Source organism: Acinetobacter sp. SK-43 (assembly GCF_015351505.1).
Classification (GTDB): Bacteria; Pseudomonadota; Gammaproteobacteria; order Pseudomonadales; family Moraxellaceae; genus Acinetobacter; species Acinetobacter junii.
Genome location: NZ_JADKPY010000022.1, coordinates 25840 through 41642, shown reverse-complemented (window position 1 = coordinate 41642; position 15803 = coordinate 25840). Strand labels below are relative to the sequence as shown.

The 15803-nt window shown below is 39.0% G+C and carries 12 protein-coding genes; 7 read left to right on the top strand and 5 right to left on the bottom strand.

Annotation, left to right across the window (positions count from 1 at the left end; genetic code table 11):
• Positions 1–7: 7 nt before the first annotated feature.
• Complete coding sequence (arsC, locus tag IRT38_RS05785; RefSeq protein ID WP_020899787.1) at positions 8–442, bottom strand: arsenate reductase (glutaredoxin); 435 nt, start codon at positions 440–442, stop codon at positions 8–10.
• Positions 443–703: 261 nt separating this feature from the next.
• Between arsC and IRT38_RS05780 the strand changes: the two genes are divergently transcribed.
• A complete protein-coding gene (locus IRT38_RS05780) occupies positions 704–1852 on the top strand; it encodes an alpha/beta fold hydrolase (protein WP_194597174.1) in 1149 nt (382 codons plus the stop codon).
• Positions 1853–1926: 74 nt separating this feature from the next.
• On the opposite strand, the gene IRT38_RS05775 is transcribed toward IRT38_RS05780, so the two are convergent.
• The 4 genes from IRT38_RS05775 to IRT38_RS05760 all read right to left on the bottom strand — a co-directional run bounded on the left by IRT38_RS05775 (position 1927) and on the right by IRT38_RS05760 (position 8004).
• Entirely contained in the window at positions 1927–3990 is a 2064-nt protein-coding gene (locus tag IRT38_RS05775) for a putative bifunctional diguanylate cyclase/phosphodiesterase (protein WP_194597173.1), read from the bottom strand.
• Positions 3991–4668: 678 nt separating this feature from the next.
• Complete coding sequence (gene ilvC / locus IRT38_RS05770) at positions 4669–5685, bottom strand: ketol-acid reductoisomerase (RefSeq protein WP_004906565.1); 1017 nt, start codon at positions 5683–5685, stop codon at positions 4669–4671.
• 103 nt (positions 5686–5788) lie between these two features.
• Positions 5789–6280: an acetolactate synthase small subunit gene (ilvN, locus tag IRT38_RS05765; RefSeq protein WP_004760770.1), complete on the bottom strand. Its 492-nt coding sequence runs from the start codon at positions 6278–6280 to the stop codon at positions 5789–5791.
• Complete coding sequence (locus tag IRT38_RS05760) at positions 6277–8004, bottom strand: acetolactate synthase 3 large subunit (protein WP_004906563.1); 1728 nt, start codon at positions 8002–8004, stop codon at positions 6277–6279. The genes ilvN and IRT38_RS05760 overlap by 4 nt, the downstream gene beginning before the upstream one ends.
• Before the next feature lie 506 nt (positions 8005–8510).
• Here IRT38_RS05760 and IRT38_RS05755 point away from each other — a divergent pair.
• The 6 genes from IRT38_RS05755 (at position 8511) to IRT38_RS05730 (ending at position 15802) form a co-directional block, all read left to right on the top strand.
• Positions 8511–8885 carry a DUF4124 domain-containing protein gene (locus IRT38_RS05755; RefSeq protein ID WP_194597172.1) on the top strand — a complete coding sequence of 125 codons (375 nt, stop codon included), beginning with the start codon at positions 8511–8513 and terminating at the stop codon, positions 8883–8885.
• A 326-nt stretch (positions 8886–9211) separates the two neighbouring features.
• Positions 9212–11836: a leucine--tRNA ligase gene (gene leuS, locus IRT38_RS05750; protein ID WP_194597171.1), complete on the top strand. Its 2625-nt coding sequence runs from the start codon at positions 9212–9214 to the stop codon at positions 11834–11836.
• Between the two features lie 158 nt (positions 11837–11994).
• Positions 11995–12504 (top strand): LPS assembly lipoprotein LptE, encoded by a 510-nt coding sequence (gene lptE, locus IRT38_RS05745; RefSeq protein WP_194597170.1) that lies wholly within the window; start codon positions 11995–11997, stop codon positions 12502–12504.
• Positions 12505–12513: 9 nt separating this feature from the next.
• Positions 12514–13509, top strand: a complete 996-nt coding sequence (holA, locus tag IRT38_RS05740; protein WP_004955573.1) for a DNA polymerase III subunit delta — start codon at positions 12514–12516, stop codon at positions 13507–13509.
• A 24-nt stretch (positions 13510–13533) separates the two neighbouring features.
• Positions 13534–14364: an SIR2 family NAD-dependent protein deacylase gene (locus IRT38_RS05735; protein ID WP_194597169.1), complete on the top strand. Its 831-nt coding sequence runs from the start codon at positions 13534–13536 to the stop codon at positions 14362–14364.
• Positions 14365–14473: 109 nt separating this feature from the next.
• Positions 14474–15802: an efflux RND transporter periplasmic adaptor subunit gene (locus IRT38_RS05730; RefSeq protein ID WP_194597168.1), complete on the top strand. Its 1329-nt coding sequence runs from the start codon at positions 14474–14476 to the stop codon at positions 15800–15802.
• Position 15803: the final 1 nt, after the last annotated feature.

The following is a 15803-nucleotide window of genomic DNA, read 5'->3' as shown; positions in this document are numbered from 1 at the left end:
TTATTATTTAATTAACACGCTGACCATTTTCATCAATCACCTGTTCACCATCCTCTTTGGAAAAAGCACCTTGTTGTGCAACTGGTAAAATATCCAGTACCAACTCCGATGGTCTGCATAAACGAGTACCCTGACTCGTCACAACAAAAGGACGATTAATTAAAATAGGATGTTCAAGCATAAATTCGATTAATTCATGATCTGTCCAAGTCTCACGATCCAAATCAAGTTCACGATAAGGATCAACATTCGTACGGATCGCAGCCCTTACAGACAAACCAGCATCACTAATCAATTGAATAAGTTCAGATTTTGAAGGAGGGTTCAGTAAATATTCAATCACGATAGGTTCAATACCCGTATTGCGAATTAATCCGAGTGTATTTCGAGATGTCCCACATGCAGGGTTGTGATAAATCGTAATTTGTTGTTGAGTAGACATAATGAGTAAAAACATTTTGAATTAATGATAGTGACTTTATATATGAATATTCATATATACGCAATACCATATATTAAGATTGATAAGCTCACTTACGTATACGCCCCAACTGCCTAAATAAGTATTTTTGAGCAATTTACGACCATGCAATATTCGAAATTGATCATTTTCAAAAATAAGTTAAGCAGATGAGTCAGTGAGCAAATGTTTTTTTTCTTCTAATATGCCGCTACACAGTTGCAACCGTAGAGTTCTTGCACGATGACTCAATTGCCTAAAGTTAAAGATACCTTTGTTAACTCTAAAACAGCCCAATCCATCTTAAAAACGCGTGCGGGTAAACAAGCTGCACAAGTTTTTTCAAATGCGGCGGATCGTTTCTTGAGAGAACATCAACTGGCATTGTCAGGAAAGACACCTTTTGAAGTCGTTTATGAACGTGAAATTATTAGTTTACGGTTTTACAAGGCAGATGTAGAAACAGGTGAAAATAAACACCGTGTCCCTCTCGTCATTATCCCCCCATTAGCAGCCAATACCCTAGTGTTCGATTTGTTTCCTCATCGTAGTTTAATTCGTTATTTTCAAAGCCAAGGTTTTGATGTGTATATGATTGACTGGGGCACACCAAGCCGTAGACAAGCCAAATACAATTTCGGTACCTATATCAAAATCTTTATGCCCGACTTTATCAACAAAATTCGTGAACATAGCGGGCAACAGCAACTATCATTATATGGCTGGAGCCTAGGTGGAGCGATCTCTCTTTGCTACACGTCATTATTTAAAGATAAAAATATTAAGAATTTAATGATTTTGGCATCACCGATTAATACCCATCAATCAGGTTATATTGGTAAGCTCTATCAAAAGTTAAACACACCAGCGCAATGGGTGCGAACCAATACCAATTTCCGAATCCGTCAAATTCCTAGCCGCTATTTTCATATTCACGGTTGGCAAAATACGCTCGGATTTAAGCTCACAGATCCCGTGGGTAATTTTAAAAATTATTGGCAATTACTGAAAAATTTGAATGATCGACAGTTTGTCATTAATCACGCAACTTCAAGTTCGTTTGTTGACAATATGCTCGCCTATCCTGGAGGGGTAATGCGCGATATCATTTTGCGCTTTTGGATCGACAACGAACTTTCGACTGGTGTGGTTCAATTTGGTGAGCAAACCGCTTATTTTAAAGATATCGATTGTTCAGTTTTAGCGATTGGCGGTGATACTGATATTATCGTCACAGCTGAAGCAGTCAAACCATTAATGGATTTAATCAGCAGTCAAGATAAGCAATTCGAGATTGTTTCAGGAGGACATATGGGGTTGGTTTCAGGAAACCAAGCACCTCTACATGTTTGGCCTGTCATTACCAACTGGCTCATTCCACGCTCTGAATAAAGCAAATAAGATTGTCAAATATTGAGTCTATGCTAAATGTTTGACAACTCATCAAATCTGCTTAACGCAGTCGTTTAAGCAAAGTTATGAGTTCGGTTTAATACTAGATTCTCAACATTCACAGGACGACCTAACAGATATCCCTGCAATTGATTGCATCCAAGATGTGCCAAAATATCCGCTTGCTCCTGCGTTTCAACCCCTTCTGCAGTCACTACCAATTCCAGTTTCGCAGCCAAGTGAATAATACTTTCTAAGATTGCTTCTTCTTTCGAATTAGGCTGTAAATCAATTAAAAAACCGCGGTCAATTTTAAGCTCATCGATTGGTAAATCTTTTAAATAAAGAAAACTCGAATAACCTGTACCAAAATCATCAATTGCAATTCGAATCCCTAACTTTCTCAATCGCTCTAAGGTACGAATACTCGATTCGATATGATGTATCGCAGTTGATTCTGTGATTTCTAAAATGAGATGTTCAGGTTGAATTTGATATTTATCTAAGAGCTTTTCTAATACACAAAACAGTTTTTTATTTTCAAATTGCAAAGCCGAAAGATTGACTGCGATCGGATAAAAAGGACTATTACTCTGTTCCCATTTTTGGATCTGTTGGCAAGCTTGCTCAAGTGCCCAATATCCCATTGGAATGATCAAACCTGTCTTCTCAGCTCCCTCTATAAACATTTGCGGAGTTAACAATCCCAAAGTTGGATGCTTCCAACGAATCAGAGCCTCTACTCCACAGATTTCATAATTGACCGTAAACTTCGGTTGATAAAATAAGATAAACTGTTGTTCATCAACAGCTTTATAAAGATCATTAATTAATTTGGATTGACTACGCACATCTTGTTGATCACTTGCAGAATGGAAAATAGTAAAGGTATTACGTCCTTGATCTTTAGATGCCAACATCGCAACATCTGCATTGATCAAAAGATCTTGAACATTCGTACCGTGTTCAGGATAAATCGCAATGCCCAAACTGGCTGAAATATTTATCTCTTTATTTGCAATTGAATAACTTTCTTGAATGGCATGTAGAACTTTTTCTGCTAACTCTATCGCCTCATTTGCATCAGTATGCTCTGAGATTAAAACAAACTCATCACCACCAATTCTAAACAGTTTTTGATTTTGGCCGAGTTTCTGATGTAATCGATTAGCCATTTGTATTAATAACTGATCACCAATGTGATGTCCAAAAGCATCATTAACAGACTTAAAACGATCTAAATCAATATATAAAAATGCAGCTTTTTGTTCTTTTAAACGATGATGACTAAAAATTACTTCAGCATAATCTGTTAAGGATAAGCGATTTGGCAGTTTAGTTAAGGAATCATGTGAAGATTGGTTGGCTAACTCGCGATTAATTTTTGTTAATTGTTGGTTGCGCTCCTCTAGTCTCGCTTCTAAAACTGCAACGGCGAAACCAGCAACAAAGACTAAACTCGTAATAAAAATAATCGTAAATAACAGCACACTTTGATCAGTTTGAGCAGCACTTAAGATCATCGCTACTCGTTCATCAAATAATGTCGCAGCCATTCCAGTATAATGCATTCCCGCAATACTAAATGCCATCAATAAAGCAATAGTCAGTTTCAAAACTGTACGATGGGTAGTCGCTGTCTTATATTTAAAAATAAACCAAAAACTTAATGCAGAGCCAAAAATTGCAATCAAGATCGAACTAATGACCAAAAGTGGATCATAGTGTAGTTGATGATCGGTAAATGAGAGTGCAAGCATTCCTGTGTAGTGCATTCCTGAAATGCCTAATCCCATAAATACAGCACCTAAAACCAATCGTGGAAAAGGTAATGTAGGTCGAGTTGTTAACCACACAGCAAATATAGAAGCCACTGCACCAACTAAATAAGACAATGCAGTCAAACTAAGATCAAAGTGATAACCTTCTGGCAAATGGCTAGCCAGCATTCCCACAAAATGCATTGCCCATATCGCTAATCCTAAGATTAGACCACTTGCAATCAAAATACTTTTTTCAAATTTTTTATAAGCAGGTTTGAAAACAAGTTCTTCCATCGAAACTGCTGCGTAGCAAGTTGCTATAGCAACCAGAATGGAAACGATGACCAATGTACTATCGTAATCAACGTGTACCATAAAGGACTTCCATGCTTATTCAGTACTTTTTTTTATTTTCTGAGCAAATTGCTCAAAATCCGAACAATCCTTCACACTCAAAAAAGATATAAATTTCGCATTCATAATCTTTCCTTAACAATAACATCATCTGGCATAAGTTCAAGTCTTTTTCGCTTTTAAAATCAATAGAATAAAAACACATATTCATTTCAAACCAATGAAAATTCTTGCTTTTTTACTGCAATTTTCAAACCATATTTCAGATTAAATTTGAACTAAACATTTTGATGTTAATTTTTTGATTATAAGATACTAAAAGCTGAACCGTCGTACATTCAATTTAAAAAACAATCAACAATTATAAAAGACACACTCACCTTTAATAAATGCTTTAAACATATATATAGTATGCCTTTTTATCATGCTGTTTGTTATAACTCTGTTATTAAAAAAGACTAAGAATATGAAGTTTTTTATACTGAAAGCAAATAAGTGACTACACTCCTTATCAGGTAATTTATTTTTTATACTCTCAGTAACATCTTAAAAATTCTGCTTATTCCATACGAGCCGCGAGAATTAACTCAACGACCTAAACTGCAAGATTAGGCTATCATCACAAGATACAGCACTTTAAGTGATGTAATAAAAAAGCCCTTGTATAAACAAGGGCTTTTCAAAGATTAAACTAAAAAATTAGTTTTTCTCTTTATCAACGATTTTGTTCGCTTGAATCCAAGGCATCATCGCACGTAATTTAGCACCCGTTACTTCGATACCATGTGCTGCATTTTGACGACGACGAGCAGTCATAGATGGGTAGTTCAACGCACCTTCTTGGATGAACATTTTCGCATATTCACCAGATTGGATACGTTTCAATGCATTACGCATTGCTTCACGTGACTGTTCGTTGATGACTTCAACACCAGTTACGTATTCACCGTATTCAGCATTGTTAGATACTGAATAGTTCATGTCAGCAATACCGCCTTCGAACATCAAATCAACGATCAATTTAAGCTCATGTAAGCATTCGAAGTAAGCCATTTCTGGTGCATAACCAGCTTCAACTAAAGTTTCGAAGCCCATTTTAACCAATTCAACAGCACCACCACAAAGAACTGCTTGTTCACCGAATAAATCAGTTTCAGTTTCTTCACGGAAAGAAGTTTCGATGATACCTGTACGACCACCACCTACGCCTGAAGCATAAGAAAGTGCAACGTTACGAGCATTACCAGAAGCATCTTGGTGAATCGCGATAAGATCAGGAACACCTGAACCACGTTGGAATTCTGAACGTACAGTGTGACCAGGTGCTTTTGGAGCAACCATGATTACGTCTAAATCTTTACGTGGAACAACTTGGTTATAAAGAACAGAGAAACCATGAGCAAATGCTAAAGTTGCACCTTCTTTGATGTTTGGTTCAATTACATCACGATAAAGTTGAGCTTGGAACTCATCTGGAGTCAAGATCATAACTAAGTCAGCTTGAGCAACAGCTGCTGGCACTTCAGAAACTTTAAGACCTGAATTTTCAGCTTTTTTCCAAGATGCCGAACCAGCACGTAAACCAACAGTTACGTCTACGCCAGAGTCTTTCAAGTTAAGTGCGTGAGCATGACCTTGTGAACCATAACCAATAATTGCAACTTTCTTGCCTTGGATGATTGATAAATCACAGTCTTTATCGTAAAAAATTTGCATCTGTTTTCTCCGCTAAAATTTTTGTCATTTCCCTTGTTATACAAGGATAGATCCTTTGAAACTTCCTAATTCTTCCATTTCTATATGCAGAACTGGGGAAGCGTTAAATACTTAAAACTTTTTCACCACGTGCGATGCCTGACACACCAGAACGTACAACTTCTAAAATCGTATTCTCAGCAAGTGCATCAATAAAACCATCGATCTTATCAGTCGTACCAGCAATTTGAATCGTATAAGTCGTCGGTGTTACGTCAACGATTTGAGCACGGAAAATATCAGCTGTACGCTTAATTTCCGCACGAGCTGCACCTAAAGCTTTCACTTTAATTAACATAAGCTCGCGCTCAATATGTGCGCCTTCTGACAAATCAACCACCTTAACCACTTCAACTAATTTATTCAGTTGTTTTGTGATCTGCTCGATTTTGTGATCATCACCATAAGTTGTCAGCGTCAAACGAGATAAAGTTTCATCTTCAGTTGGAGCAACGTTTAAAGTCTCAATGTTGTAACCACGTTGAGAGAATAAGCCGACCAAACGAGAAAGCGCGCCTGCTTCATTTTCTACAAGTACAGAGATAATGTGTCTCATGCCGTGCGCTCCCCTTTACCTAACCACATATCTTTCATCGACTGGCCTGCAATAAGCATTGGATACACATGCTCAGTACGGTCAACCATGACATTAATGAACACACATTTATCATTAATCGCCATCGCTTCTGCAAGCTTAGATTCAAGCTCATCTGCGTGGTCAATTTGAATACCAACGTGACCGTAAGCTTCCATTAACTTGGCAAAGTCAGGTAATGAGTCAACGTATGAACTTGAATGACGTCCTTCGTAGTTCATATCTTGCCATTGTTTAACCATGCCTAGAGCTTGGTTATTTAAGCAAAGAATTTTCACATTTAAGCCATACTGCTTACATGTTGATAACTCTTGGATACACATCTGAATCGATGCTTCACCAGTAATACAAACCACTTGCTGATCTGGGAAAGCAAGCTTAGCTGCCATCGCATATGGTAAACCAACACCCATGGTACCTAAACCACCAGAGTTGATCCATTGACGTGGACGCTTATATGTATAATACAAAGCACCAAACATTTGATGTTGACCCACGTCAGACGTGATAATCGCTTCACCATTTGTAACTTTGCACAAAGCTTTAACCACTTGCTGTGGTTTCATTGAACCATCAGTTGGTGTTTCATATTTCAAACCGTGGACTTTGCGCCACTCATTGATTTGTGACCACCATTCAGCAATAGCTTCTGGGTTTGGCTTTGACACATTCATTTGTTTCAACTGAGCCAACATTTCTTGAAGGACAGGCTCAACAGCACCCACAATCGGGATATGCGCCATAATCGTCTTCGAAATTGTTGCTGGGTCAATATCAATATGAATGACTTTAGCATTTTGACAGAACTTAGCTGGGTTGTTGGTCACACGGTCATCAAAACGCGCACCAATTGCCAAAATGACATCTGCATTGTGCATCGTCATATTTGCTTCATAAGTTCCATGCATACCCAACATACCCACAAATTGTGGATCATCGCCAGGGAAAGCACCTAAACCCATTAAAGTATTTGTTACAGGGTAGCCAAGTAAATGCGCAAGTTCTGTTAATAATTCAGAAGCATTACCTTGAACAACACCACCACCAGTATAAATAACTGGGCGTTTAGCAGTAATTAATTCATCAATTGCTTTACGAATCTGACCTGAATGTCCACGTGAAGGCGGTTGATAAGAGCGCATTTTCACTTTTTCTGGATATTCGTAAGCAAATTTCTCTGCTGGATTGGTCGCATCTTTAGGAATATCAACCACAACTGGACCTGGACGGCCAGATGAAGCGATATAGAATGCTTTTTTGATAATTGCTGGAATTTCACTAGCATGACGCACTTGGAAACTATGTTTTACGATTGGACGAGAAATACCAACCATATCTGTTTCTTGGAATGCATCTTCCCCAATTAAATGAGTCGCAACTTGACCAGACAAAATCACCATTGGGATTGAGTCCATATATGCCGTTGCAATTGGAGTAACTGTGTTTGTTGCACCAGGTCCTGAAGTGACGAGCACCACACCTGTTTTACCCGTTACGCGTGAGTATGCATCTGCCATATGACCAGCAGCTTGCTCATGACGTACAAGGTAATGATTAATTTTGTCTTGTTGAAATAGCGCGTCATAGATATGTAAAACTGCGCCGCCTGGATAACCAAAAACATGCTCTACGCCTTCGTCCGCAAGCGCACGAACGAGCATTTCACCACCAGATAAAAGTTCCAACGTGATTCACCCTAGTGTTTGCACAATTTATGGGAGACATAAACTGTGTTCATTCATTAACTTTATGCACTTTTTATAAGTGTGCGTATTCTACTCGTTTTTGCTGCAATAGGAAAAATTTTCTGACTCATCAGCCGTATAAGCTGTTATTACATCTCGAATCAAAATATGTTGGGATAAACATATTTCAAAAAATCATTCTCTCGGCTAGAAAGAATGTCCATTGCAAGCCATGACATTTATCCGAAGGGTGATCAAATAAACGCATATAAAACTAAAGCATGCATTTTTGTTGCTTTCATATACAAAGTCAATAACAAAGAAAAGGTTTTTTAAGAATATTTTTTAGCTGTTGCTTTTTTAAGCACTATTCACGCATTTTTTGAATGTAGCACCACTCCATTTATCAAATAACTATTTTCTTTTTCAGTAAAAATAGGCATTGTTATTCACGCATAAAAGCACTTTGATCGAATGTAGACAAAATTCTCTTAGGGAGATCAAATATGACATCAAATCATTTAAAAACAAGCTTATACACTTTAGCAGCGACAGTTATGCTTCTAAGTTCTAGTCAAAACCATGCACAGCAATATTACAAATGGGTCGACGCTAGTGGCTCCACTCATTACACAGCCACTCCACCTCCAAAAGGTGCAAAACGTTTAGATAAAGTCACAACCTATGGTAGCCACAACTACAGTTCCAGCAATCCAACTAGTACAACAACAGAACCTACTCAAACGCCGCAAAGCGATACAAATCAACAAAACAATTCATCAACTACGAATATGCCTACCGATAATTCTAAGCCTGTTCCAACAGTAGAAGCACCAAGTGTATCTTCGAATTCAGGTGTAAAAGTTCAGCCAAAACTTTAAAAAATAAAATTCGATTAAGGTGATGAAATAAGACATCACCTTAATTCGTCTATAAAACGACTAATCTTATTTCCCTATGAAAAACATCTTTCATCTAGTCATAGTAATATTTAGTGCACCAAACGAAAAAGTGAAGTAGCTGATCAACAGAACACGCAGAAATTAACCAACTCAAGAACATCAAATCGATAAAAGCACTGAAATAGAACCACTGATACTCAATATCCAGAAGATAAAATCTTGCTCTAAAAACTGACATTCGCCCCTATTTTGCGCTATGCTGTGCGGCAATCTTAACTTTAATTTTTGTTGTATCGCATATCCCTATGACGACTTCTCACATTGACTCCGAATATCAAGCAAGTGCCATTGAGCCTCAAGTTCAACAAGACTGGGACAATCGCAAAGTTTTTAAAGTTGCAGACACTGTAGAGGGCAAACATCGCTATATCCTGTCGATGTTCCCTTACCCAAGTGGCAAACTGCATATGGGGCATGTGCGTAACTACACCATTGGTGACGTGATCAGCCGTTTTTACCGTCTAAAAGGCGAAACGGTATTACAACCAATGGGTTGGGATGCGTTTGGTTTACCTGCTGAAAATGCAGCGATCGCTCATCAAGTTGCACCAGCAAAATGGACATTTGAAAATATCGCATATATGCGTGACCAATTAAAAAAATTGGGTTTGTCTGTGGACTGGGATCGTGAATTTGCAACCTGTACACCAGAATACTATCACTGGGAACAATGGTTATTTGTTCAGCTTTATAAAAAGGGTTTGATTTATCGTAAGCTCTCAACAGTAAACTGGGACCCAGTTGACCAAACTGTTTTAGCAAACGAACAAGTTGAAAATGGTCGTGGATGGCGTTCTGGTGCATTGGTAGAAAAACGTGATATTCCAATGTATTACTTCCGCATCACAGACTATGCACAAGAATTATTAGATGATTTAGACACCTTGCAAGATGGTTGGCCACAACAAGTGTTGACCATGCAACGCAATTGGATCGGCCGCTCTACGGGAATGGAAATTACTTTCCCTTCTGCAAATACAGAAATTTATGCAGATGGCTTAACCGTTTACACAACGCGTGCTGATACCTTAATGGGTGTGACTTATGTTGCTGTTGCAGCAGAGCACCCTCTTGCGCTTAAAGCAGCAGAAAACAATCCTGAATTGGCTGCATTTATCGAAGAATGTCGCATGGGATCAGTGGCTGAAGCTGATTTAGCCACTGCCGAAAAGAAAGGCATGGCAACAGGTTTATTCGTAAAACATCCTGTAACTGGTGATGAGCTTCCTGTCTGGATCGCAAACTACGTATTAATGTCATACGGTTCGGGTGCTGTGATGGCTGTGCCAGCACACGACGAACGTGATTTTGAATTTGCCAACAAGTTTAATTTACCAATCAAACAAGTGATCGATGCTAAACGTACTGATGATGCAGATTACTCTGCAACTGAATGGCAAGAATGGTATGGCTCTAAAGAAGGTAAACTCGTAAATTCAGGCGAGTTCGACGGTTTAGATTTCCAAGCCGCGTTTGATGCTTTCCTTGCAAAATTAGAACCACAGAACTTAGCAAATGCTAAGGTTCAATTCCGTTTACGTGACTGGGGTGTATCTCGTCAACGTTACTGGGGTTGTCCAATTCCAATGATTAACTGTAACACTTGTGGTCAAGTCCCAGTGCCAGAAGATCAATTGCCAGTGGTATTACCAACTGATGTGGTTCCAGATGGTTCTGGTAACCCATTAAATAAAATGCCTGAATTCTATGAAACCAAATGTCCTTGCTGTGGTGGCGATGCACGCCGTGAAACAGATACCTTGGATACTTTCGTAGAATCATCTTGGTACTATGCGCGCTATGCATCTCCTGACTTTACAGGTGGTATGGTAAAACCAGAAGCTGCTCAAAACTGGCTCCCTGTAAACCAATACATCGGTGGTGTTGAGCATGCAATTCTGCATTTACTTTATGCACGCTTCTTCCACAAATTAATGCGTGATGAGGGTGTAGTACAAGGTAACGAACCATTTACCAACTTGCTTACTCAAGGCATGGTGTTAGCTGATACCTTCTATCGTGAAGCTGAAAATGGTAAGAAGACTTGGTTTAATCCTGCTGACATCGAATTAGAACGTGATGAGAAAGGTCGTATTCTTTCTGCGAAATACTCAGGTGATGGTCAAGAAGTTATCATCGGCGGACAAGAGAAAATGTCTAAGTCGAAAAACAACGGGATCGACCCACAGGCAATTATTGATCAGTACGGTGCAGACACGGCACGTGTATTCATGATGTTTGCTGCACCGCCAGATCAATCTTTAGAATGGTCAGATGCAGGTGTCGAAGGTGCGAACCGCTTCTTAAAACGCGTATGGCGTTTAGCTGCTGGTTTCCTGGAAACAGGCAACCAAACAACGACGATTGATACTGCGAACTTGTCTAAAGATGCCCAAGATTTACGTCGCAAAACGCATGAAACGATCCAAAAAGTGGGTGATGACATTGAGCGTCGCCATGCGTTCAACACAGCGATTGCAGCATTGATGGAGTTGCTGAATGCAACTAACAAGTTTGAAGCAAAAGATGATAATGATGCTGCTGTAGCACGCGAAGCAATTACTACATTGTTAACCTTGCTTGCTCCATTTGCACCGCATCTCAGTCAAACTTTATTGACTCAGTTTGGTATCGACTTAACAACTGCTGTCTTCCCGCAAGTGGATGAATCAGCATTAACACGTAATACACAAACGATTGTTGTACAAGTGAATGGTAAACTCCGTGGTAAGTTAGATGTCGCTGTCGATATTTCAAAAGATGATTTATTGGCTTTAGCAAAAGCTTTACCAGAAGTTCAACAATTCTTAACTGGACCGACCAAGAAAGAAATTGTTGTACCAAATAAACTTGTGAATTTAGTGGTTTAATTTTCTGCTTAAACTCCCTCTCCTAGTGGGAGAGTGAACTTTATCGAAACAAAACCTCATCAAAGCCCGCTGTCATTCAACGGGCTTTGATTCTAAAATGTGGTCAAATTATCAAGATTAAATCTTCCATATTTGCTGGAAGATCATAAGGACAAAGCATGCATATAGCTCAACGTTTCGCTGCGATTGTTTTAACATTAGGCCTAAGTGCAGGCTTAGCCAGTTGCGGTTTCCATTTGAAAGGAAGTAATCCAACGGCAACGCCTTTGGTATATAACAAATTAAATCTTGTTTTACCTGACAATACCGATGAGCTTGAAAATCGTCTGAGCATTTACTTGAGTGCAACAGGTGTACAACTGAGCAATGCTAACGATGCTTATGTACTGCGCATTTTAGACTACACGCCTCGCCGTCAATTATTGAATGGAAAATTAACTGAAGTCTTGCTTCGTCTAACAGTGACTTTCCAAATTGAAGATCGTCAAGGCAATAAAATTACTGAACCTCGCACATTAACTGCATCACGTAGTTATCAATATGATGTCGCAACGGTCAATACAGACAATCAACAAGAATCTTATTTAAATAAGATTGTAATTGATGATGTGGCTCAACAGATTACGCGTCAGATTGCAGCAAATCGTTTACCGAAAGCACAGTCGTAATCGCGATTTATGAAACTAGATTATGTTCAAGCTTTAAAACGTGTAAATGAAGCCCGTGGTGCATGGATCATCCATGGGCAAGAACCTTTGCTAGAACAAAATCTACTCGATACATTTCGTAAAGCGTGGCAACAACAAGAAGTTGAACGTCAACGCTATGATATTAGCAGTGTGAATGATTGGAAAAATGTCTTTAATGCATTGAATAGCCTGTCATTATTTTCTCAACAACTCGCAATTGAAGTCCATGGCAACATCAAACCCGATGCCAATGGGCTCAAACAGCTCAAAAGTTATATTCAGCACAATGAACATAACTTATTGCTTATCGTATTACCGAAACAAGATAGTAGTAGTTTAAAGTCCGCTTTCTTTCAGGTGGTTGAAGCAAATGGTGTTGTAGTTCCCTTAACAGCAACCTATCCACAAGACCGACAACGTATATTAAGTATTGAAGCCGATAAACTCGGAATCCAATTGAATAATGATGCATGGCAATGGCTGATGCAGCATCATGAACATAACCTACTGGCAGCCAAAAACAGTTTGATGCGTGTTGCAGATACCTTTCCCGATATCAAACAAATCCAGATTGAACAACTCTATGCGTGTTTACAAGATCAATCACGCTATACCACCTATGATTTAAGTGATGCATTATTAACAGGAAATTTAGCTCAATCCGTTAAAATCTATCAGTATCTTCTTGCTGCTGGCGAACCAGATAGCTTGATCTTATGGACACTCAGCAAAGAAATGCGTCTACTCATGCAACTTTTTGAGCAGCCACAGAATGCATTGCAATTAGGGATTTGGAAAACTAAAGTTTCGCTTTATCAGCAAGCATTACGCCGCTTAAACCCTCGTCAGTTTTTAAAATGGCCTGAACTTTTATTAGCAATTGATGCTGCAATTAAAGGAATGTCTAAAGAAAACTCAGAACATCTGATGCTACAAGCAATCAGTGAACTGTGTGGTACAACTTTATTTCCAAGCTTTTCTTAAAGATAAATAAAAAAGGATGACTTTATGTCATTGGATTTAACCACAATCCAGAAAGAACAAATCAAAGATATACTTTCGCGTGCTGATGCTCTTATTATCAGCGCAGGTGCTGGCATGGGTGTTGACTCTGGGCTACCTGATTTTCGTGGTAATCACGGTATGTGGCAAGCCTATCCTGAACTAGGCAAACAACGAATTGATTTTACAGAAATCGCCAATCCAGCCGCTTTTCATCACCATCCATGTTTAGCTTGGGGCTTTTACGGACATCGTTTAGCACTCTATCGTAAGACTCAACCCCATATAGGTTTTGAATTACTCAATCAATTGGCAGAGAAATTAGCACTACCTTATTTTATATTCACTTCTAACGTCGACGGGCAATTTCAAAAGGCAGGCTTTAGTCCAAAGCAGATTTATGAATGTCATGGTTCAATTCATCATTTGCAATGCTTAGCTAGTTGTACTTCAGAAATTTGGTCAGGAGATGACATCTCGCCTGAAATCGACCATGTGAATTGCCAATGGTTAGATGACCTCCCTCACTGCAAACATTGTGGCGGTTTGGCACGTCCTAATATCTTAATGTTTGATGACTATGAGTGGATCGCTCAGCGACAAACACAGCAACGGAACCGTTTAGAATCCTTTATAAATCAATATAAACAACCACTTGTTATAGAGATTGGTGCAGGTACAGCTATTCCAACAGTACGCTATTTCAGTGAACGATTTGCGCCCTCTCTGATTCGTATTAATCCTCGTGATTATGCTTTACCCAAAACAGGTGGAATCGCTCTTGCCATGAGTGCTGCACATGGTATTCAAATAATATATGACATTTCCACGACATAGCATCACAGCCAAATAGTAAATAATTCTCATTCTAGATTAAAAATATCCACGCTTTATCCTTATTTCACTTTTATACTAAGTTTATTTTCTTCATTTTGACCTCGTGACCATGCCAAAAACAAGCTCTAAAAAAATTCAACTTCGCAAAATAATATTCATCGCTCTCGGTGTATTGATCATAGCAGCACTAGGTTGGATGTTCTTTAAACCTAAAGCTGAAGTTCCACAATATATTAGTGCTGAAGTTTCGCGTGGTGATATTGAAGATTCCGTTTTAGCCACTGGTGTATTGGAAGCCACCAAAATGGTGAGTGTTGGTGCACAGGTTTCAGGTCAAGTGAAAAAAATGTACGTGCAATTGGGTGATCAAGTTAAACAAGGTCAGTTGATTGCTCAGATTGATTCGATTCGTCAAGAAAATGATTTAAAAACGGCTGAAGCAAGTATTAAAAATCAACAAGCCCAGCTTGCCGTTCAACAAGCAAATTTGGCAAAAGTTGAAGCTGAATACAAACGCCAACAAGCGATGTATAGCCAAGATGCAACATCACGTGCAGAACTTGAAACAGCATTAGCAAACTATAAAACAGCTCAGGCACAAATAGCTGCGATTAATGCTCAAATTGAACAATCTCGCTTAACTCTAGCAACAGCGAAAGAAGACCTCGGATATACCCGTATTGTTGCACCTATGAATGGAACTATCGTGGCAATCGTGACTGAAGAAGGTCAAACGGTAAATGCGAATCAAACGGCTCCAACCATTGTAAAACTTGCAACTCTCGACACGATGACCATTAAAGCTCAGATTTCAGAAGCCGATGTGATGAAAGTTGAGAAAGGTCAAACCGTTTATTTCACCACCTTAGGAAATAGCGAGAAAAAACATTATGCGACTTTGCGTCAAGTAGAACCTGCTCCAGATTCAATCAATACCGAAACTACGAGCACGAACTCTTCTTCATCAAGCTCTGCGGTCTATTACAACGCGCTTTTTGACGTACCTAATGAAGATGGCAAACTGCGCATTGATATGACTGCTCAAGTCTATATTGTGTTGGCTGAAGCTAAAAATACATTAACAATCCCAGCAGCTGCGATTCAAGCAAAACGATCTAATACGAAAAATACTGCCAAGACCCCAGTCGATAAAACTGAGAGTAATACCAATAAAGAAGTTCAGCGTCCAAAACGTTTGGAGTTAACAGCTGAAGAACAGAATCTAATTGCTCAAGGAAAAGCATCAACAGGAATGGTTCGTGTTTTACAGGCTGATGGTAGCGCTCAACCACAACAAGTGTTGATCGGTCTCAATAACCGTGTAACGGCGCAAGTATTGAAAGGACTCAAACAAGGTGACCAAGTTGTGATTGCAGATGCTTCTGACAACTCAAATGAAGCAGCAAAACGCAGTAACCAACGTGCAATGAGAATGTAAT